The organism is Paraglaciecola psychrophila 170, from assembly GCF_000347635.1.
GTDB lineage: Bacteria > Pseudomonadota > Gammaproteobacteria > Enterobacterales > Alteromonadaceae > Paraglaciecola > Paraglaciecola psychrophila.
Genome location: NC_020514.1, coordinates 716,608 through 737,718, shown reverse-complemented (window position 1 = coordinate 737,718; position 21,111 = coordinate 716,608). Strand labels below are relative to the sequence as shown.

Here is a 21,111-nt window from a genome sequence, read left to right as displayed (position 1 = left end):
TGAGTAAGAATTCCTTCTAAATTGAGGTGATGGCTATCTGTAACAGCAAATTTAACAAAAATGAACACTTTTCTAGGGCTTTAATTAATACAAGTCTAGTAAAGTTTTGTTAACGTTAATCAATAAGGTAGCATATGAACAACTCTGGTATGCTTTTTGTCCAATGCACACATTTACACGACTCAATGTTACGACTTCACAGAGCCTTTATGCGGGCTATTTAATGCATCAACCCGCTAAAACATCTGCAATAATCAGCCACACTTTTGGATTAACACCCAATCCCATATGCGAACTATTCACCTCGATATTCCTCGCTTGCTGGTTGTATATATCAACCGACGCCTGCCAGCTAACCACACCATCTGATTTGCTATAAATGGAGGTGACAGGCTGAGTCAAACCGATAGCATTGCGTTGATGTACGTCAAGTTCAAATTCTTCTAAATCGATGTTATTTAGCATGGCATATCGTTTGCCGACTGAAGTGAATTTGGGGCCGCCAACTATAGGTGTACCCAAAGTTAAGACCTGTTGCACTACATCAGGGAATAAACGTGCGACTTCTCGGGTAAGCACCCCACCTAAACTCCAACCGATCAAGGTAACTTTTTCAGCGTTTAGGTCTTGAGATACCGATTTAACTCGCTCTCCCAAGCGCATCATATCAGTATTGACCTTACCCATATTTCGACCTAACTCGGTATAGTAGACATCGTAGCCAAGATACTTAAGGTAAGCACCAAGAGGACGCATCGAGTGATCATCCGCTAAGTAGCCGGGCACTAACATCACAGCACGTCCATTACCCTTCGGTGCTTTACTTAACGCATGTACATTTAGCGCAAGTGAGACAAACTCAAAAGGCGCTCTAACCTCTGCCAATATATCCAATAGAGTAGGCTTGGGGAATTGTGGAGGTAAAGACAAATCAATATTCAAAAGAATTTCTCCGTATCTAGAGTCTTTATACTACAGCTAAAATATAATTATCATATAGAGATAGTATGGGTCAAATAACTCACATTTTTTTGGGACGATTAGGCAAGGTATGAAGTCGCAATATACGTCGTCCCTCAGCTTTTACATCATCACGCTTTTGAAATGCCCATAACTTATCTCTTGCTGCTTTAGCGCTTGTCTCAAAATCAATTATGGGATGCGGATAATCAATGCCTATATGCACCTCGTACATTTGTTGTTCCATCTGTGTGAGTTGCCAAGGCTGATGGATAACCTCAGTAGGTAGTTCTGTGAGTTCCGGGCACCACTTTCGAATAAAGTCACCTTTGGGGTCTTTTTCTTGGGACTGTTTAATTGGGTTATACAAACGAATTAAGTTAATACCTGTGATCCCCGCTTGCATATGAAACTGTGGATAATGTATACCAGGTTCAAAGTCCAAAAATAACTTGGCCAAGTGTGTCACACCATGGCGCCAGTCAACATCAAGTTGGTGACATAAAAAGCTGACTAACATCGAACGCATCCGAAAATTTATATAGCCGGTTTGATGTAAGCAGCGCATGCAGGCATCAATTAATGGAAAGCCGGTTTGACCTTGTTTCCATGCCTCTACATTGGCTTTAGCTAAGTCACTTTCATCGTATTCATATTTTTCGTAGGCACGATTAACAGGACGAAATTGCATTTCAATTTCACTCTCAAACTTTTGCACAAAGTGACAATGCCAATGTAGCCTTGATGTGAAAGCAACCAGAGATCTGCGCCAGCCCTTTTTTTGCCAGTTGCTAAGCGTAAATTGATACACCTGCCTCAGGCTGATATTCCCCCATGCTAAATAGGGAGATAACCTTGAGCATGCTTTACGGCTGGCGGTAGGGCTAGAAATTGAATACGCATAATCCTTACCCCGCTCAGTAAAAAAATGATGCAATGTATACCATGCACGTTTTTCACCGCCTGCTTGAAACTGTGGGTGAGGTGTCTGCCAATGTTTTGGAATATCAAGCTGTTGTTGTGAAAACACTGGGTGCTGTGTTTCAAGAAACTGAATGTTTTCTAGGGGTCGGTCAAAACATTGATGGCGCATCCGCCTTTGCCAGTTTTTGTCCCAGTCATGACGCTGAGTTAAGCCGCGTATTACTGCTCCATAACCAAATTCTGACCATCGAATAGCGTTTAAATCACACCACACTCGAACGGCTTTATCACGCTCAAACGTATTGCTTAAACCAATTTCCTGATGACTATAGATATGCTTAATGCTGAGAGTTTTTAATAATTGTGACAATACAGCGGTGGCTTCACCTTGCATAATCAGTAACTGGCAATTTAACGGACTAAGCTGTTGATTAATATCTTGTAAAGACTGCCAAATAAAGCGCCAATGACGAATGTCATAATGGGGGTCATCTAATAAAATAGGCTCAATTATGTAAAGCAGTAATACCGGGGTGCCGTCAATTGAAGCATTAAACAGCGCTTCATGATCTCTAAGCCGTAAGTCCCGCTTTAACCACACCAAATTGACTTTATCAGGGACCACATCGTCAACATTATTAATTGGCACTATTACTGTTCACTACTGTTCACTGCCTAACCATTTATCTCTAAATACAGCTTGAGGATCGTAGGTTGCGGTTTGTTTGGCTAAATCAAAGCGTCTATGGCCACGAGGATCAGCACCAACACCTGCCAAGTATTGCCAATTCCCCCAATTACTGGCGACATCATAATCAATTAACTGTTGTTCAAAGTACGCCGCACCATATCGCCAATCCAAGCCCAATTCATGTACAAAACAGCTTGCAACCAATTGCCTGCCACGATTTGACATATAACCTGATTGCTTAAGTTGACGCATACAGGCGTTCACTATGGGATACTCGGTCATACCTTCACACCAGCGAGTAAACGTTTGTTGATTGAATTCAGACAAAGGGGCTACTTGCTGGATCCCAGAAAAATAGAATAACTTGGCTTGGTGTTTAGCTAAGTACCACTGAAAATATTCGCGCCATAACAATTCAAAATAAAGCCAATAGGTAGAATCATTCGCTCCACGTTGTACTTCGTATTGTTTAATGGTGTGATAAACCGTTCTTACTGATAAACAACCATTAGCCAGCCATAAAGACAATTTACTGGAGCTGTCCCAATCATCGAGTGCGTTACGAGTCTGTTTATATTGCCTGATTAAATCAGTACCAAATAAATACTTATTTAGCTGTGCAGTAGCCGCTTTTTCACCACCTGTAACCACGCCTTTAGTCAGTAATTGTTGTGGTACCTCAGGTGAAGGCTCTATCGCACTTGGAAGCTTTAAAAGTGCTTCTACCGGCGCATCGATTGTAAGGCTTTCAACTTGCTTTCTAAAGGGCGTAAAACTTTTCGGTAAATCTTCAAGTTCAAAAGGCAAATCGGTGCGAGAAAAAAGTGAGTAGCCAGTTTCACTAATGAACTTAACTTGAGGGCAATCATTGTGTAATGCTTGTAGGGACTTTTGCTCATAAACTCCCGGATGCCAGTCAGATCCAAAATGGGTAACCTTGTATTTGTGAACTAAATCGTACAAAGCACTATGGGATGGAGTATCTAAAAAGAGTAGATATTGATTTTTATGCCTTAGATCAGCATCTAGCGCCAATACACTTTGATGTTCAAATGTCTCCTTAAGTTTACTGGTATTCCCTACACAGAAACTGCCCTGAAGCTCTTTAGTATAGCCTTGAACATAAACACAAATGAGCACGTCGACTTGTTCGCACAATTGGTTGAAGGTGGGATTATCGATCAAACGCAAATCGTGTCTAAACCAATATAATCCGGTTGTGATATTTGTTTTCATCTGATTATTATGTGTTTTGCATAAAATAGGATCATAAACATTGAGGGTTTTTGATTAGCCACACTCGATTAAAAAGTCTTAATCTTAACTACACCACTACTCTTTCTTGTTTCCTGTCATAAAATACGGTGTTGCTGATCTCTACTTAAAATAAACTACATTTTTCAGCGTACCGTTTCATAATTTGAAAACGTGACTGACACTAGGACCTTGTTACACACCTAAAAACATGATTATTGACATCAGCTCAGCTAATTTTAATAAAGATGGAAACGCCAAGGACTCAATCGAAAGGAATAGCTTAACCATTGTTAAAGTATATCTTTTGTTGGCACTCGGTGAGTTGTTGTAACAGATACCCCGTATGTTAATTAACGATAATGTTGAGTCTTGACACTTTTTTTACCAAATACTATTTCCCTAATTACACAGGGTTGTTCTAATCTAACGTCGACATGTCAATCACAAAACGATAGCGAACATCGTTATCTTTCATCAGCTCAAAAGCCTAGTTGATATCACTCATGTCGATCATTTCAATTGTTGAAACAACATCGTGCTCTCCGCAAAAATTTAACATCTATTGAGTTTCTTAAAGTCCCACAATAAATGATCCAGATACGGCTTTTCGGCCACTAACCGGCAATGCATCGTTCACACTTTCTAATGGCTCTATAACGCGCCCCCTTAAATGGTACTGTCGTGTTTCAGCAATTTCATGTAAGGGTTGATATCGTGCCCGACCGGTTTATTCGAATAACGGCATCAGGCGGGTTGAAATGTCTGTGGGCATTTCATATGCAGACGATCCTGAAAAGGCTGCAGAACTGATTGTAGAGCAAATCAAACAATATGATTTTGTTGTTAAAAAACAAGAGACAGCCGCATTTGCTAAAGACTTCGGAAACAGCAGCGTTAACCTAGTGTTGTGATTTTAGATAGATTATCCCGGTGAAACAGGTTTTATGTAGGCTAGACATAAAGCAGTGGTTGACGTTAAAAAAGCACTAGAGGCTGCAGACATATTAATACCTTTCGCCATTCGCACTTTGGACTTTGGTGCCAAAGGTGGTGAGAAATTAAATGACATGCTCACACCCAATAAACATAACGAAGATAAAGATAAAAGCAATAACAAGGACGACTCTGATAACAATGATACAGAGCGAGGTTCAGACTAATTTGATATACAGGCAACAATAACTCTTGTTACCTATGTTAGTGACACTGCACCACAAAACTGTGGTTGCCTTATAACCAAGACAAGTAAGCTAGAAATAGGAAATACCCATGAAAACATCTACAGTTATTACAAACATAAAATCAACTCTTATCTTAGTATTGATGGCTGCAGCCTTAGGTTCCTGTGCAACCATAGAAGGCGCTGGAGAAGATATTGAGTCTGCTGGTGAAGCAGTACAAGATGCCGCAAATGGATAAGTTTAGTAGCTAACGTTGGACAATTAATTCAAACCAAACCGGACTATTATGTTCGGTTTTTTGATAAACGACTTTGTCGGCCACACTCCATACCTATTAACTGGGCTAGTCGGGATTCTGTTCGCCTGGGGAATGTCTATTGTGATTAGTAAGATTGTTTACAACATATCAGGTCGCAGCAAAATGCGAGCATCCTTAAGGGACTTGTTATAACACCTAAGTAGTATTCAGGTTTGGGTGTTAGGATTGTTACTGGCGGCTATGGTGATATTCCCTGGCTTAACCCCCGCGAAAGCTTTAGGTGGGCTCGGCTTGGTATCGGTTGCCATCAGATTCGCTTTTAAAGAAATTTTTGAAAACTTCTTTGCTGGTATTATGCTGTTATGGAAATATCCTTTCGAGAAAGGGGATTTTATTGAATGTGAGTCCATCATGGGTAAAGTCGAAGACATTTCAGTACGCATGACCCAAATCCGTCGTCCATACAGTGAATTGGTAGAAACCCCTAATTCATTTCTGTTTAAGAACCTTGTCAGAGTGCTGACAGATTCAGATTTCAAGCGTCTCACTATCATGACAGGGTTGGCATACTCTGAAGATGCCAACGAATCACTGCAAATAGTCGAAATAGCCTTAACTACCTGCAATACCGTTAATCAGGATTTACCCATAGAAGTATTTTTAAATGGATTTGGCGACAGCAGCATAGTTATAGAAGTGATTTGGTGGACAGACCCCACACCACTGGGACAACGAAAATCTCGAGGTAAAGTAGTCGGAGCCATCAAACGCGCCCTAGACCAAGCAGGTATCAAAATACCGTTCCCATGTCGCACCATGACGTTCAAAGAACCGCTGAGAATCCATCAGATAAAAGAATCATCACCCACCGAGTAGTACATATAAAAAGGCTCGCTTGATGTGGTATTAAGAGTGACTAAGCAATCAATAAACAAAAGACTTTCCTAAGCTAAAATTGATATGCAGTATTTCTGCAAGCCAACTAATTAGTCGGTCATTGACTCAAAATACATTATTAAGCTATATGTAACTAGGTAAATGTTTTTATGGTGTTTGCATCATGTTGGCGCAGCTTTGAGGCTGTAAAAATGTTGTGTAGCTGCTTATCATAAATTATTTTATTAACCTAAAATGGATTCTATTTTACACGCTTCAATTGATACTCATTTACGCTTTAAGCTAGTTATGCTAAAAATTGTATTCTTCATTTTATAGTGTAAATAATAATTTATGTTGTTGTATTCGATTTCTCTGCGTCGACAGTGGATAGACTTATTTTCAAATAAAAAGGGAACACCATGCCAAAGATTGACGTGAACGGAACCACCATTTTTTATCAAGACCAAGGGCCGAAAGACGCTCCGGTTTTGGTGTTAAGTCACTCACTGTTTTTTGATCAACAGATGTTTGAACACCAAGCAAAAACATTTGACTAAAAACATTCGGATAGTGCGCTACGACCACCGAGACCAAGGGCAAAGCGCCCGTACAGAATTAGTCAGCGTCGATATGGATACACACGCAGATGATGCAGCGGCCTTAATTGAAGCACTTGAATTAGAGCCTTGCTTCTTCGCCGGCAACTCTATGGGAGGCTTTATCGCGCTGCGTTTAGCCGCTCGTCGCTCAGATCTACTTAAAGGCTGCATTTTACTGGGTTCTAGTGCAGAGCTAGAGTATAAATTAGAGCAGTTTTCGCCATTAATAGCAGGTTTAGCTGCACAGGGCACCGAACCGTTTATCGATACGCTTATGTATATTATGTTTGGTGATGACTATTTAGCAGACTCATCTCGCTCTAATGAGCGCGAGTACTGGCGTAATTATATGCTCAAACTTGGAACAGATATCGCCAGAAGTGCACACGGCGTTATTCATCGCGACGGCATCTTGAAAGAACTTGAGAATAACAAAGTTCCCTTGCTAGTATTGGCCGGGGGAGCAGGATCATGCGTATGAGGTACCTTTGTCAGAAAATATTGCTCGAACCACTGCTGGTAGTCAGATAGTTGTGATACCCAAGGCAGGCCATTCTGTGTCACTAGAGCAGCCAGAAATAGTCAATCAATATATTGCCAACTTTATTACATCACATCTATAATTTTGGTGATGCGGGTGGTGTGTGGCTGATATTCATAACGAGCTCTGCTAAGTAATGGGCAACTCGCTCACTGTCTGCTGAATATCATGACATGTTGTTGCGGCAAATAATCGTCGGTACGAAGCCATTGTAAGCCGACCGCGCTCATTTCTTTTTTAGCTTGCTGTTGGGTCATTTTATGCAGTCGCTTGATTGGCACTCTGTTGTCTTCACCGCGGTATTCAACCAGCACTACCCGACCGCCCGGTTTCAATCCCTTCACTACCCCAGCCATCACCTCGCGCGGATACGAAAACTCATGATAAGCATCAACCAACAACACCACATCAACACTTGCATTAGGTATATTAGGAGACCGTTCATTGGCCAGTATAGTATCAATATTTTCGATGCCCTCAGCAGACTTTCGCTGCTCAATTAGTCTGAGCATTTCAGGTTCAATATCAACAGCGAGTACTTTTCCCGCAGTTAATTGCACAGCTATAGGAAAGCTAAAATAACCGGTACCGGCTCCCAAATCGACCACATAATCTGTGGCCTTTAAAGACAGCTGTTGTAATAATAAGTCGGTACGCTCCTCGCGCTCACGCTTGGGGCGTTCAAGCCAACCGGCACCAAGATGGCCCATGACGTGGGATATTTCTCGGCCCATATAAAATTTTCCGATACCATCGCGACTGGCTTCCCCTATTTGGTAATAGAGCTCATTGTTTTGAGTATCGGCATGAATTTGAGAAGGTGTTAGAAACAGAGCAAGGATGATGATAATAGTGATGATCATAAAAACACCTTATATTTTGGGTCTGTTAACTCGATAATTTACAGACTTTGTTATAGGCAGTTACGCTATGATAGAGCTTGGAGATCAGTTTGCTGCTAGCCTGCTTACCTTTCTGTCACCAGAACGCTCTAGGTTGGAATACCATTCGTAGAATTTAAACATTTAAGGTGTTTCTTTAGATAATAGTTTACATCAACTGACATCCATTATTATCGGCTCAGGGTTTGCGGTGCACTTCCGAAATAAGCTTGTCGATGGTAAGCTAGTTCGCTTGATAGTGACTCGTAGCCCGAAGACATTAAACCGCTAAATAAACAGGCATTATTTAGTAAATTACATCTTACTCGCAACAGTGTTAACTTTTTGATAGGGCTTGATGCAATATTGCTACATAGCAACACACTCACTTTGGTATCTCCCCCTAATAGTCACGTTAGACTGCTCTGATATCAAAAACTGAACGAGTCTTCATCATTGGGCGCAACTATCTTATTGGCGGCTCAATGTTAATTAACTAAAAAAATTATATGGACTGACTAACTATTCTGTCTCAGTATTTAGCTCCATAAATGGATATTATTTGATGAAAAATACCGTAGCCTCTCTGTTAAATCAGCAAGCCCAGTGCGTACTCGCCACCCTCGGGGATAAAGAGCTAGCGTTACATCTAATGGCCTATGCTATCTCAACAGATTTGGATGAAATCTACCTGGCATCGCTCGAAAACACCCAAAAAGTAAAAAACATGCGTGCTAACCCCAATGTGACCTGTCTTTGGGATAATCGCACAGGCAAGAATGACGATCATGTCGCTGGCTTAGCCATGAGTGGCTTTGGCAGGGCCCACGAACTAACAGGTGAGTCTGCTCGATCAGCGCAGCGCTTGTTGCTGCAACGCAATGCAACCCTGAAACAACTATTATCAGAGCCCAGCATAGTTATTTTTGCGCTTCAGATTGATCGTTACCAATGGGTAGAAGGCTATACTCGGGTGATAATCTATAAACCAGAAAAATCTTAAGAACTACCTTCAGCCAATTACCCGCAGCAACTAACACTGAAACATTCTGTAGTGATACATAAAAAATAAGCATTCTAAGTTTATTGTGGTTTTTCTGGTTCTTTTAATATAATTTTGACCATATCGGAAAAACCAAATACCGCAGCAATAATATAAATGTTAGTGCCCACTTCAACATAATAATTCCCTCTCGTTTGTTTAAGTACATAGTTGGTTCGAACTACATTATCGACATTTATTCCAAACAAGATAAAACATAAGTCATTGTTTTACATACATACGTGGAAAATTTTCAAAGTGAGTAGGAATATGGTTCATTTTTTATGCAACGGCTGAAATGTAATGACGAAAAGAAAAAATGCTACTTATATGTTTTTGACTTAACGTTTTACAGGACGATAGCCTGCACCATCAAGTCACCAAACCCCCAAACTAGGGTGCCGCTTATTAACAAAGAAATTTCTAGCACCCCCACAGACATGCGCAAGTCCTGCATGGCTAAGTTAAGTCGTTGATCGTGATCTGCATTCACCTGATCTATGCCTAGCGCAATCTCTGAATCACCTAGTTGTTTGGCTTTCAATTGTCTTAGTTCTTTATTACGTATCCAACTTGCTCGACGAGATATAAGCTTCTCATGCAAAACGACACCAATACTGGACCATACGCCCAGCACAACTACAAGACATCCAGACCGAGAAAACCATTCAGCTTGCAACCAAACAAGATTAGTCAAATAAAGACCTAATGCAAAACAGATAAAGGCCAGAAACCAATACACCAAACTACTAAAATTATTTTTTTTACTTAGATTAATTACAGCCAATGTTTTTTCTCATTAATTGAAGGAACAATTCTTTCTCATTTAGATACTAGTCAGAACAAACCAATAGTATAATGTTGGGCAATATAAATACTAGGGCATACCCTTGGAGATTTACCCAATGTTAAAATCAATAAAACTAGTTATGTTGATGCTAACGATTAGTTTTAATGCTTTAGGAATACAATCGGACGATCCTTATGTGTTTGTTAAAGACGTTGCATCTGCCACTTTCGCTAAGATGAAACAAGAGCAAGTCATAATAAAAAATGATCCTCGAGCCTTGAAACAAATTGTAGAACAACAGTTAATGCCCAATGTCGATCATGTTTATGCAGCTCTTAGTGTTTTGGGTACTCAAGCAAAAGATATCCCCCGTGAAAAGTTAGAGCTGTTTTTTGAGCAATTTAGATTGTACTTGTTGACCACTTACTCCAATTCGTTAAGTAGTTACACCAACCAAGTTGTTGAATTTGAGCCATCTAGACCTACTGAGAGTAAAAAAACTGTATCTGTAAAAGCACTTATCAAGGAAACGGGCAAACCAGATATCAATATTACTTTCCAAGTACGTCGTAATAAAGACAACCAATGGAAAGCGTTTGACCTAGTGGCTGAAGGAATAAGCATGGTACAGTCAAAGCGGGCTGAATTTGCGCCAATGATCAGGCAAAAAGGTATTGATTCTGTTATAGAATTCATGCAAGAAAAAAGTGTGAAACATTCTAAAGCAGCTAAGTAATCACAGTTAAACACCTCTCTGAATATTTACTGAGGTGGTAGAGTCACCCTCGGAACATTATTCAATATTGTGTATTCACATGCATTGAATATAGTCAACAGCGTAACGATTATTTCACCCACAAATGAGCATCATTATGACACGACGGTTGTTTCTGGCTTTACATGGTTTCATATTCAAGCGGATGCACCAGACTCTAAAGAGTGTTTACACTATTTAGGTTTAAAAAATGAAATTATAGACGCGCTGTGTACAACTGAAACGCGCCCTAAAGCAATGCAGTTAGGTGATGGAATGTTGGTGTATCTTCGTGGCATTAATCGTAATCCTGATGCGGCCCCTGAAGATATGGTGTCGTTGCGATTATGGGTCAGCGATAATATGGTGATTTCTGCTAGACGAAAAGATCGCAAATTACTGTCGCTACAAGACGTAAAACAAGAACTAGAAAATGGCACTATTCCTAGCTCGCCAATGGACTTAACCTTAAAAATCATCACTAAAATTGCCGATAGAATCAGCGAGACAGTGGATGTATTGGATGAAGAACTAACGGAGTTTGAAGCCTTAGACAAGTCTGAAAAACAAGACAGAATTAAGCTGTCAATGGTACGCAGACAAGCCGCTGCAATACGCCGCTATTTAACGCCACAACGAGATGCACTTGACGCCATTTATCGCTTTAATAAATCACTAAACCAACAACAAGCCTTTGAGTTGCGAGACCAGACTGACCGTATGACTCGCTACGTCGAAGATTTAGAGCTAGCTAAAGAGCGTGCTATGGTTTTACAAGATGAACTACGCAATCGTATTGCTGAACAACAAGGGATGCGCATGTATGTGCTTTCCTTGGTTACAGCAATATTTTTACCTTTATCCTTTTTAACTGGGGTATTTGGAATGAATGTGGCTGGATTACCCGGTACTGAAGAGCCTAATGCTTTTTTCTATTTGGCAATGGCTATGCTTACCGTAGCCATAATATTGCTGATAAGCATGTTATGGAAAAAGTGGTTTTAAGTATTTTATTGGGAGCAAAGCGTGTGATAAAACAGATGATTTTGGTACTTGGACTTTGCAGTATGTTCAACCCACCAGCTTTTTCTCAAGTGGAAAAATCCTTTCAACTTGTAAAAGCTAAAACGATTGACCGATATTTAGCACTGCAGTTTCCTATTGATAAGTCATTTCAAGGTACCGAGGCCACTTTTTCTGATGCAAAGATCCGCATAGATACACTGGATCAATCGATTAAATTACGAATGACAGTAACGGCTAATAGTGCACAACAGATTTTAATCGCGAAGCTAGTGTTTACTGGTGTTATGCAATACGACCAATTTTCAGAGTCATATCAGTTTGAAAAGCTGCTGCTAGATAGTTTTAAAATTGAACATGATTCTTATTCCGACTCGCAACCAACAATAAAAATGATTAAACAAAGCCTTATCAATGATTTTGACAATATTGTGTTGTTTAATCTAACTGAAATAAACACACTTTCACCTAGACGGCCTGCTGACCAAATTGAAATATTCTTGAATCAACTACGTTTTATTTGGCATTAGTCAGATTGGAATGTTTAGCTAGGTCACAAAGTACCCAAGAATCAAACTCTGTTAAGTTAAATATATTGAAATATTTGTGCAAGTTCACAAGTCCTATGTAATGAAGACAACAACAAGAATTGAGTAGTATGAAAATCAACACATCTGGTCTTATGTTTATTAAGAGGGTAAACAATTTATGGGCTTGTATCTTTATAACGTTTATATGCCCATTTGCATTAGCTGAATCGGTACAAATTAGTGACCAGTTTGGTAACCCTATAGAAAATGTAGTGATTAGCTTCACAACATCAGAAGCTTTTAACGTTAAACCCAGCGTTGTGATAATGGATCAAATCGATAAACAGTTTGCTCCTCTGGTGCTGGTAGTACAGAAAAACCAAACTGTTTCTTTTCCAAATAGTGACGATATTCGCCACCACCTTTATAGTTTTTCTAAGCCGAAGTCTTTTGAATTTAAAATGTTTAAAGGTGGCGAATCAAAACAACTCACATTTGATCAAACCGGCATTGTTGTGCTTGGCTGTAATATTCATGATCAGATGGTGGGGTATATTTATGTAGCTGACAATGAATATACCGTTATAACTAATGACCAAGGCATTGCTGAATTACCCAGTGCCGAGCTAAACGTTAAATTATGGCATTCAAGATTATCTGTCAATAAAATTGAAAGAAAAGACGTACAGCTAGGTGCATCTGATTCAGAACAGCCCATTCTCATAACATTGACTTTGTTGACTGATGTAATAGCTCCAGTTAAAAGCAAATTTGGCTCTGAAAAATTCAGCAAAGGAAACCAATAGTTGGCTCAAAAAACCTCTGAATCAAAGCATATTTAGACTAATAGTTGGCCTAGTTGTGCTGACTGCCATTACCATTTTTGTCAATGTATGGATGGCAACGAGTGAGCAAACCCAAAATCGACTAGACCGAGATTTGTTGATTGCTGAAAATGTATTACAAAGGGTGTTACAAAGCCGCGAAGACTTGTTAAATACCACAGCCAATGTGTTAACTGCCGACTTTGGTTTTAAGCAAGCCGTTGCTTCTGGCGATAAGGGCACCATTGATAGCGCTCTGTATAACCAAGGACAACGCATCAAAGCGGATCTGATGGCCTTAGTTTCGTTGACTGGCGATACAATTACTAGCGCACCAGCGGTGCTGAAAATGCAACAACCCTTTCCATATCCTGCTGTTATAGGCAACGTCATTCAACAACGGAGTTATGCTTCACTGATGATGCTGGATAATCAGCTGTACCAAGTCATTATGCTGACCATTAATGCCCCAACGCCTATCGCTATAGCACTAGTTGGTTTCAAGTTAGACAATTCTATCCTCACCCAGTTAAACAAAATGACCCAACTCGAGACAACATTACAAGTCTTCAATGGTGAAACAGAGGTTTATAGAATCAGTACTTTGCCAGAAGCCGCCGTTAGCTCTGCTTTGGCTAAAATCAATCAGCGCCCCTCTTGGCTGTCTATCACCATTACAAAAGACACACCGTACATTTCTCAACAATTTACTCTAGCTGATGATTTAGGCAGTCTAACAGTGATTACCTTGTCTGAAAATGCGCAACAGTTATTCGCAGATTTCAGCGCATTGCAATTTGGTATCATCGCCATATGTATTTTAGCTATTTTATTAGCGACCTTGCTTGCCGCACTATTTTCAAAAAAATATCGCAGCCATTAACAGTTTTAGCAGCTAACGCTAAAAGAATAGCAGTAGGTGATTACACCAAAGACGCTGCGGTTCCGTCCAATACTAAGGAGGTGAACCTGTTATCTGAAGTATTTACCTTGATGCAGACCAACATTCAGTCTCGTGAGCAAGACATTATCTTTCAGGCCAGACACGATATATTAACCTCACTTTATAATCGACATTATGTTGAAACATTTCTCAATAATAAATTTTCTGAAGACGCTCCCTTCTTAGCTTTAGGCATCAATATTTTTGGTTTTAGAGGTGTTAACGATATCTTTGGATACCATAACGGCGACCTTTGTTTAAAAGAGTTGGCACTTCGTTTATCAAAATTCGAAGGTGTAGCAGCTAGACTTACCGGTGGTGAACTACTTTGGCTACCCGAGAGTTTACCAACAACAGAATTCATTCATTCATTAAAATCAGCCTTAGAAGCGCCGATTGATACTGGGGGTGTCGTCATAAATATCAAAGTTGCTATGGGCCTAATATATTGCCCTAAAGATGCCACTACCCCCGAAGAAGTCTTTAAGCGACTGAACATAGTGTTAGACGAAGCCCAAATTACCCGACAATTTGTATTGCCCTTCAACTCTGAACTCGAAGAGCGCTACTCAAGACGCCTGTCTATTATTACCGAACTTAAAAACACCCTAGAACATGCTAGAGAGGAATTGAGTCTTAACTACCAACCCAAATTAGATTTGAAAAATGGCAAAGTCACCCATGTTGAAGCATTAATAAGATGGACCAACGCGCGTTTGGGGTTTGTTTCACCAGAAGACTTTATTGCGGTTGCTGAACAAGCTGGTTTTATCGAAAGCATCACTAGCTGGGTTATTAATAAAGCCATCGATGACGCGGCTAGATTTAAAGAAGTAAACATTGATGTATCGGTTGCCATTAATCTTTCGGCAAAAGACATTATGAATCCAGCACTATTGCCCAAAGTATTAGCATTACTCAAAGCGAAAAATTTACATGCCGAATGTTTATCATTTGAAATAACCGAAGGTGATTTGGTTAGAGACCATGACAAAGCAGTTACTCATCTAAAAGCATTTAGAAATGAAGGGTTTGAAATTGCCATTGATGACTTTGGCACTGGATATTCTTCTATGGCCTATCTGCAAAACTTACCTGTTAACACCTTAAAGGTAGACAAAAGTTTCGTGTTGAAATTACACCAACAAGATGGAGACCAAAAAATTGTCAAAACAGTGATTAGCTTGGCGCATAGTTTTGATATGAATGTAGTGGCAGAAGGCGTAGAAAACCTCGAAGCCTTAAAACTTTTAGCTGATTGGGGCTGTGAGTTGGCTCAAGGTTATTACATTTGTAAACCTACAACTGCTGATAACCTCATTACTTGGTTCAACGATAATCGAAACACAAAATGGCTTTAGAAAGAGGTAATAACATGCATTCTTCATGGCGTAAGTCTTGGCTATTTTTTCTGAGCTTAGTATCTATTATTGTCCAGGCGGGTGATGGTAAATTAATTGGTACTGCAGGTCTTAATCAGATTGAAGGAAGTGGCGGCGGCGGTATCGTGCCTTGGGCCACACTCGCAGGATATGATAGCCAACAAGAGATATCAGTGAATGCTTTTACCACTCAAGTAGACGTTGATGACTATCGTTTAAACGTAATGGGAGTCAGTGCCTCTTTTTACGACCGTTTGGAAGTCAGTGTGGCGCAACACAGAATTGATTTAAAAACACTCGGCGGTGAAATCAAACAAAATATATATGGGCTTAAATATCGACTTTATGGCGATGTAATTTATTCAATATGGCCTCAAGTGAGTGTTGGGTTTCAACATAAGAATTTAGACGATGGCAGCATTGCAGCTGCCTTGGGTGCAGCAGACACCAGCAGTGGTAATGATATCTATTTAGCGGCCAGCAAAATTCATTTAGGGGCTTTAGCCGGCTTTAATACCGTTTGGACCGTCACGGCTAGAGCTACTAAAGCGAACCAACTAGGTTTGCTGGGTTTTGGTGGTACCAACAATGATAGTTATCAAATAATGGCAGAAGCATCGGCTGGTGTTTTGTTCAGTAGGCATCTTGTGGTGGGTGTTGAATATCGACAAAAACCGGACAATCTAGACTTAGGTGAAGATGACTGGTTTGATATATTTGTCAGTTATATTCCAAACAAAAACCTAAGTATTACCTTAGCATGGGCTGAACTAGGCAGTATTGCAGCTGCGCAGCAGCAAAAAGGGTTATACCTCTCTCTCAACGGACAACTTTGGTAACAACATGAAAAATATTTTAATAATGTGTTTCGGTTGGATTTTTTTTAGTGCTTGCACCACTACCCAAGTAAATATTTACCAGCAACTAGGTGGACGACCTAAAATTGAAGAAGTAGTCGATAACTTTATTACTGAAATTGAATTTGATGCGGTGTTGTTTACGTTTTTTAAAGACTCAAATATCGAACGTTTCCGTGAAAAACTCAGCGAACATATCTGCATGCTGACAGGCGGTCCTTGTAAATACAGCGGTGATAGTATGCAACAGGTTCATGCTGGAATGAATATTACCGAAGCAGAGTTTAATCATAGTGTTGACTTGTTTATTAATGCAATGACAAAAGCAGATATTCCTCACTCTGTTCAAAATAAGGTATTGGCGGTGATAATACACACTCGAGACAAAATGATTTATCTCTAATAAATGTCTATTAAAGTTACGAACTCCTATACGAAAACATGAGGACACTTCATGCCATTTGCCGATAAAATCATCAAAAGAAACAATGTGACTATTTTAGGTTCGGGCCAAAAGACGTTGCTCCTAGCACATGGTTTTGGCTGTGATCAAAATATGTGGCGCTTTATGTTACCTGCACTCACGCCTTACTATAAAGTGTTGTTATTTGATTACGTGGGTTCAGGTAAGTCCGATATATCCCATTATGATCAAGCACGCTACAGCTCACTGGAAGGTTATGCACAAGATATTTTGGATATTTGTGAAGCCCTAGATTTGCAGGATGTCATCTTCGTGGGTAACTCGGTCAGTAGCATGACCGGTCTTATAGCTTCAATCCAGAAACCAAAAGTTTTTCACAAATTGATTATGATTTGCCCTTCTCCATGTTTCTTAAATTTTAAACCTGAATATATTGGTGGATTTGAAAAAGTTGATTTAGAAGAACTGATCGACTTAATGGATAAAAATTATATAGGTTGGGCGAATTATCTTGCTCCTCTTGTCATAGGATCCGATAATTCTGAAAAGTTAGTAGGTGAGTTGTCAGGCAGCTTTTGCTCTACTGATCCTATTGTAGCCAAAGCTTTTGCCAAAGCGACGTTCTTCTCCGATTATCGTCACTTATTAAAAGATGCTAAACACCCAGTAAAGATCTTTCAAAGTAGTCATGATGCTCTAGCCTCTACTGATGTGGGTAGTTATATGGCTCAGCAATTACCAAAAGCAGAATTACAAATTGTAGAAGCGGAAGGTCATTGCTTGCATATGACTCACCCTGACATAATTAACAAAGGCTTGAGAGACTACATTGACTAACCAAGCCATTGGATTTTCCAATCCTAAGCCGGATGAATTCCAGTCTGGCGCATTAATAACCAATGAAAACCGGGAAATTGTTTATGCCAATACATATTTTTCTGATGAACTAAATTGGACACTTAAGAAATTGTTAGGTCAAAGTTCTGATGTTTTATTCACTATCTCTTCAAAAATATTTTGTGAAAGTTATTTGATGCCTTTGTTAATCCATGAAAAAAAATGTGAAGAAATGCAGTTAACTTTGTTTGATGGTAATGGAAAACGTGTACCTGTAATAGTTAGTGCAAAAATGGATGAAAAAAGCTGTATTTATTGGAGTTTTTTCAACGCATCAAAGCGCGACAAACTGTATGAAGAACTGATAGACGCCCGTAAAGAGTTAGAAGCACAAGCAAAAACGTTAAAGTTAATGGCATCAACCGATGAACTAACTGGGCTGATGAATCGCCGTGAACTAAATTTGCGAGCACCAGAAGTTATTAATCAAGCAAAACGCTATACTCATAATATTGCATTATTGATGATTGATATTGACCACTTTAAAAAGATTAACGATGCACATGGGCATTTGGAAGGTGACCGTGTTTTAAAAGCATTAGGTCAGAAATTGCTAAAGTTTGGTCGTCAAACTGACTTGATAGCAAGATTTGGTGGCGAAGAGTTTATTATGTTGTTGCCTGACACAAATACAAGTAATGCCAAAATATTTGCTCGGCGACTACATCAGTTAACGTCAGGAATAGAAGTCAATCATGCCCCAGTCACAGTCAGCATAGGCATAACGATGACAGACGGAAGTCACAGCCTTGATGATTTAACTAATCAAGCTGATGGGGCTCTTTATGAGGCAAAAAAGAATGGTCGAAATAAAACTGAGTTTTACAAAGAAACCTAAGTGTCTGCTGGCTACAGCCAATTAGTCAGCTTAAATCCAATACCCAACCTATGGGCATGATGGTTATAATAAATAAGACTCTCACCATAACCGTTAAAGTATTCTACATAACCTTGTATCCGGTCGTTTATGGGGAATGACCACCCAAGTTGAATAGCGCCTCGATTGTCAGAGCTACGTAAATTGTTTCTAAGCATAAACTCTAACGAATGCTTATCGGAGATACTCCATAGTCCTCCTAATTCACCGTACCCCATATACTTTTGAATATCGGGATTATCATCCCCCGATGGATCAAGTGCGGTTTTTTTTCGTTTTCTGGTAAGCGGTACCATGTTCTAAAACCCCACAACACATTGTCAGTTGGAGCAAAGGCAAATCCTAGGATGATCCTGTTCCAACTCCGTGATAGCTGCCCTGTTTGACCATTTGATTGATGATTAAATGACAATGTAGTTTGTTCAACAGGAAAACCCAGTAACGACCAAGAGTGGTGATAATTGAGTATCACTTCTGGTTCATAATTAGTCTCTCGAAAAGGAGCCGAAATACCACTGTTGTAGGCTTGCCACCAGCTAGTCGTAGTGAAAGCAAATTGTAAGTCGAGGTCTCTAAAGATGAGGTCCTGCATAAACAAATATTTCAAAGAAACTTGAAACTTAATTTCAACATCATCTAGTTTATCGCCTACTGGGGTGTCGATATAGGGCTCTTGATTAATACTGGTCAAGCTTGCGGGCAACACAAAATTAGGTCTATGGGGAATAATCGCAAAGCGGTTTTTGGATGCTTGTTTTTCTAACTCGACCCGTTGTTTAAATAAAGTTGGCTCTATCTCTAAGCAGCTTTCCCGTAATTCACCCAAGGTTTGCTGTGGATCGGCTTGTTTCAAGCCCTCTAATAGACAGCTTTCGCTGCTATTTTGCGGACCTAATTCTAATTGATCGCCATGTGCATTGATAATTATCAACGCTGCTGACGAAAATAGCACTATTGTTCTGATCACTCAGTGAATTTCCCGATGTGAAAATGTTGGACTAATGATTCACTCTTATGGTGCCAGTACCTGAGGCGAATGCAATGAGTAATGCAGAATCAGCATTTATCCATAACAAGGATGTCATATAAGCATTCGATGCTCTACGCACAGATTAACAGAATAGTGACAACCTCATAGGTTTAAACAAGCCAAGCGGCTATCAAGGACCATTATGTAAGACAAATCAACGCATAGATTTATACCATCAATCAGGAACACAAGCCGCATCTGCCAGTATAACGAACAAATGGTTGTGATGCTCGTTGAGAGATGGAGCGCGATCTTTAATGGGCGCAACTACAGTTATCCGATGTGAGCGCCCCCCCCTCCCACCAAGCCAAGAATAATTGAGCCTGTACTTTCCTTTTTACTGATCACCTATTTTGACTAAGTCGATATTTATTTAACGTGAACTCGGATTAAGACGTGCCGGGTCCCTAGAAGTCATTTCAATATAAACGATATGTAGAGCCTGCGAATTTGTTTGCAAAGACATTGAGCGGTATGGCTTATGCTGAGCTCAAGTTACTTAGTTAAACCAATGCCGAGTTCTGTTTACAAAGTACACCAAAGACAACATCACAGGTACTTCAACCAGCACACCGACCACCGTGGCCAAAGCCGCACCAGAGTGCAATCCAAACAACGAAATAGCCACAGCAACTGCCAATTCAAAAAAGTTAGATGTACCAATCATGCTGGCGGGCCCAGCAATATTGTGGGGCAGTTTAAGACGTATCGCAAAAAAGTAAGCAATAGCAAAAATGCCATAGGTTTGAATTATTAGCGGGATGGCAATTAATACAATGGTCTGCGGCTCAGTCAAAATTGTCTTTGCTTGAAAACCGAATAATAACACCACCGTGCCCAACAAACCTAGCATAGACCAAGGTTTGAGTGCAGCGACAAAGCTGTCTACATTCTTGGGTTCTGTTGTTTCCGCTGCTTTGGCGGCTTTTTTATCTAACAAAGACCGAGTCAATGCTCCGGCAATCAAAGGTAATAGCACATAGAGCAGCACTGAAATAAGTAAGGTATTCCAAGGTACTTGAATTTCACTGACACCCAGCAAAAGTGCAGTTAAGGGCGCAAAGGCAAAAATCATAATGATGTCATTAATCGAGACTTGCACCAAGGTGTAGTTGGCATCGCCCTTGGTCATTTGGCTCCAGATAAATACCATTGCGGTACAAGGTGCCACACCTAACAAGATCATGCCTGCAATGTATTCGTTAGCTGATTGTGGGTCGACCCAATCGGACAAAAAAACCTTTAAAAACAACCAACCTAATGCCGCCATAGTGAAAGGCTTGATAAGCCAGTTGATAACAAGGGTTAAGGCCAATCCCTTAGGCTTTTTACCTACATCTTTGATTGATGAAAAATCGATTTGGATCATCATGGGGTACACCATCAACCAAATTAGTATCGCCACCACTATGTTCACGTGGGCATATTCTAAACTTGCCACTAATGAGAAAAAGTCTGGAATAATACTGCCCAACACCACACCGATTATGATGCTGATACCAACCCAAACAGATAAATAACGCTCAAATAATCCCATCTATTTGCTCCTCTATGTTTTATGCTTTT

At 40.0% G+C, this 21,111-nt stretch carries 26 protein-coding genes; 18 read left to right on the top strand and 8 right to left on the bottom strand.

Annotated features, from left to right (window positions below; genetic code table 11):
- Positions 1-228: 228 nt before the first annotated feature.
- The 3 genes from C427_RS03285 to C427_RS03275 all read right to left on the bottom strand — a co-directional run bounded on the left by C427_RS03285 (position 229) and on the right by C427_RS03275 (position 3,811).
- Positions 229-942, bottom strand: coding sequence for an esterase/lipase family protein (locus C427_RS03285; RefSeq protein WP_007642818.1), 714 nt, complete (start codon positions 940-942; stop codon positions 229-231).
- Between the two features lie 79 nt (positions 943-1,021).
- On the bottom strand, positions 1,022-2,533 hold the full coding sequence (locus C427_RS03280; RefSeq protein ID WP_007642817.1) for an FAD-binding domain-containing protein: 1,512 nt from the start codon (positions 2,531-2,533) through the stop codon (positions 1,022-1,024).
- A gap of 12 nt (positions 2,534-2,545) precedes the next feature.
- Positions 2,546-3,811, bottom strand: coding sequence for a DASH family cryptochrome (locus C427_RS03275; RefSeq protein ID WP_007642816.1), 1,266 nt, complete (start codon positions 3,809-3,811; stop codon positions 2,546-2,548).
- A gap of 779 nt (positions 3,812-4,590) precedes the next feature.
- On the opposite strand from C427_RS03275, the gene C427_RS28450 reads away from it, so the two are divergent.
- The 7 genes from C427_RS28450 to C427_RS26660 all read left to right on the top strand — a co-directional run bounded on the left by C427_RS28450 (position 4,591) and on the right by C427_RS26660 (position 7,373).
- Positions 4,591-4,743, top strand: coding sequence for a mechanosensitive channel protein (locus tag C427_RS28450; protein ID WP_015430405.1), 153 nt, complete (start codon positions 4,591-4,593; stop codon positions 4,741-4,743).
- Positions 4,744-4,797: 54 nt separating this feature from the next.
- A complete protein-coding gene (locus tag C427_RS28445) occupies positions 4,798-4,992 on the top strand; it encodes a hypothetical protein (protein ID WP_015430404.1) in 195 nt (64 codons plus the stop codon).
- Positions 4,993-5,101: 109 nt separating this feature from the next.
- Positions 5,102-5,251 carry an entericidin A/B family lipoprotein gene (locus tag C427_RS24470; RefSeq protein WP_007642814.1) on the top strand — a complete coding sequence of 50 codons (150 nt, stop codon included), beginning with the start codon at positions 5,102-5,104 and terminating at the stop codon, positions 5,249-5,251.
- 237 nt (positions 5,252-5,488) lie between these two features.
- A complete protein-coding gene (locus tag C427_RS03265; RefSeq protein ID WP_226991282.1) occupies positions 5,489-6,148 on the top strand; it encodes a mechanosensitive ion channel family protein in 660 nt (219 codons plus the stop codon).
- A 422-nt stretch (positions 6,149-6,570) separates the two neighbouring features.
- Positions 6,571-6,708 (top strand): alpha/beta fold hydrolase, encoded by a 138-nt coding sequence (locus C427_RS26980; protein ID WP_015430403.1) that lies wholly within the window; start codon positions 6,571-6,573, stop codon positions 6,706-6,708.
- Positions 6,701-7,231 (top strand): alpha/beta fold hydrolase, encoded by a 531-nt coding sequence (locus C427_RS03260; RefSeq protein ID WP_015430402.1) that lies wholly within the window; start codon positions 6,701-6,703, stop codon positions 7,229-7,231. Before C427_RS26980 ends, C427_RS03260 begins: the two co-directional genes overlap by 8 nt.
- 7 nt (positions 7,232-7,238) lie before the next feature.
- Positions 7,239-7,373 carry an alpha/beta fold hydrolase gene (locus C427_RS26660; protein ID WP_007642811.1) on the top strand — a complete coding sequence of 45 codons (135 nt, stop codon included), beginning with the start codon at positions 7,239-7,241 and terminating at the stop codon, positions 7,371-7,373.
- 67 nt (positions 7,374-7,440) lie between these two features.
- Here the strand turns inward: C427_RS26660 and C427_RS03255 are convergent, their stop codons facing one another.
- Positions 7,441-8,154, bottom strand: coding sequence for a class I SAM-dependent methyltransferase (locus C427_RS03255; protein WP_007642810.1), 714 nt, complete (start codon positions 8,152-8,154; stop codon positions 7,441-7,443).
- Positions 8,155-8,737: 583 nt separating this feature from the next.
- Between C427_RS03255 and C427_RS03250 the strand changes: the two genes are divergently transcribed.
- The gene (locus C427_RS03250; protein WP_007642809.1) at positions 8,738-9,175 is read left to right on the top strand and encodes a pyridoxamine 5'-phosphate oxidase family protein; all 438 of its coding nucleotides are present in this window, start codon (positions 8,738-8,740) and stop codon (positions 9,173-9,175) included.
- Positions 9,176-9,563: 388 nt separating this feature from the next.
- Here the strand turns inward: C427_RS03250 and C427_RS26975 are convergent, their stop codons facing one another.
- A complete protein-coding gene (locus C427_RS26975; RefSeq protein ID WP_226991281.1) occupies positions 9,564-9,911 on the bottom strand; it encodes a hypothetical protein in 348 nt (115 codons plus the stop codon).
- Positions 9,912-10,119: 208 nt separating this feature from the next.
- On the opposite strand from C427_RS26975, the gene C427_RS03240 reads away from it, so the two are divergent.
- The 10 genes from C427_RS03240 (at position 10,120) to C427_RS03200 (ending at position 18,476) form a co-directional block, all read left to right on the top strand.
- Positions 10,120-10,740, top strand: coding sequence for an MlaC/ttg2D family ABC transporter substrate-binding protein (locus tag C427_RS03240; RefSeq protein ID WP_007642806.1), 621 nt, complete (start codon positions 10,120-10,122; stop codon positions 10,738-10,740).
- 69 nt (positions 10,741-10,809) lie between these two features.
- Positions 10,810-11,763, top strand: a complete 954-nt coding sequence (locus C427_RS03235; RefSeq protein ID WP_007642805.1) for a zinc transporter ZntB — start codon at positions 10,810-10,812, stop codon at positions 11,761-11,763.
- Positions 11,745-12,311 carry a hypothetical protein gene (locus C427_RS03230; RefSeq protein ID WP_007642804.1) on the top strand — a complete coding sequence of 189 codons (567 nt, stop codon included), beginning with the start codon at positions 11,745-11,747 and terminating at the stop codon, positions 12,309-12,311. Before C427_RS03235 ends, C427_RS03230 begins: the two co-directional genes overlap by 19 nt.
- 128 nt (positions 12,312-12,439) lie before the next feature.
- Positions 12,440-13,117, top strand: coding sequence for a methylamine utilization protein (locus C427_RS03225; protein WP_007642803.1), 678 nt, complete (start codon positions 12,440-12,442; stop codon positions 13,115-13,117).
- The gene (locus C427_RS28440; protein WP_322786667.1) at positions 13,083-14,018 is read left to right on the top strand and encodes a cache domain-containing protein; all 936 of its coding nucleotides are present in this window, start codon (positions 13,083-13,085) and stop codon (positions 14,016-14,018) included. Before C427_RS03225 ends, C427_RS28440 begins: the two co-directional genes overlap by 35 nt.
- A complete protein-coding gene (locus C427_RS03220) occupies positions 13,949-15,439 on the top strand; it encodes a bifunctional diguanylate cyclase/phosphodiesterase (RefSeq protein ID WP_322786666.1) in 1,491 nt (496 codons plus the stop codon). Before C427_RS28440 ends, C427_RS03220 begins: the two co-directional genes overlap by 70 nt.
- Before the next feature lie 14 nt (positions 15,440-15,453).
- Complete coding sequence (locus C427_RS03215) at positions 15,454-16,299, top strand: DUF3034 family protein (RefSeq protein ID WP_007642801.1); 846 nt, start codon at positions 15,454-15,456, stop codon at positions 16,297-16,299.
- 4 nt (positions 16,300-16,303) lie between these two features.
- Positions 16,304-16,720: a group I truncated hemoglobin gene (locus C427_RS03210; RefSeq protein WP_007642800.1), complete on the top strand. Its 417-nt coding sequence runs from the start codon at positions 16,304-16,306 to the stop codon at positions 16,718-16,720.
- A 51-nt stretch (positions 16,721-16,771) separates the two neighbouring features.
- Positions 16,772-17,578 carry an alpha/beta fold hydrolase gene (locus C427_RS03205; RefSeq protein ID WP_007642799.1) on the top strand — a complete coding sequence of 269 codons (807 nt, stop codon included), beginning with the start codon at positions 16,772-16,774 and terminating at the stop codon, positions 17,576-17,578.
- Positions 17,571-18,476, top strand: coding sequence for a sensor domain-containing diguanylate cyclase (locus C427_RS03200; protein ID WP_007642798.1), 906 nt, complete (start codon positions 17,571-17,573; stop codon positions 18,474-18,476). The genes C427_RS03205 and C427_RS03200 overlap by 8 nt, the downstream gene beginning before the upstream one ends.
- A gap of 11 nt (positions 18,477-18,487) precedes the next feature.
- Here the strand turns inward: C427_RS03200 and C427_RS28065 are convergent, their stop codons facing one another.
- The 3 genes from C427_RS28065 to arsB all read right to left on the bottom strand — a co-directional run bounded on the left by C427_RS28065 (position 18,488) and on the right by arsB (position 21,082).
- Positions 18,488-18,733: a phospholipase A gene (locus C427_RS28065; RefSeq protein WP_269079240.1), complete on the bottom strand. Its 246-nt coding sequence runs from the start codon at positions 18,731-18,733 to the stop codon at positions 18,488-18,490.
- Entirely contained in the window at positions 18,715-19,482 is a 768-nt protein-coding gene (locus C427_RS03195; RefSeq protein ID WP_015430398.1) for a phospholipase A, read from the bottom strand. Before C427_RS03195 ends, C427_RS28065 begins: the two co-directional genes overlap by 19 nt.
- Positions 19,483-20,044: 562 nt before the next feature.
- Entirely contained in the window at positions 20,045-21,082 is a 1,038-nt protein-coding gene (gene arsB, locus C427_RS03190; protein WP_015430397.1) for an ACR3 family arsenite efflux transporter, read from the bottom strand.
- Positions 21,083-21,111: the final 29 nt, after the last annotated feature.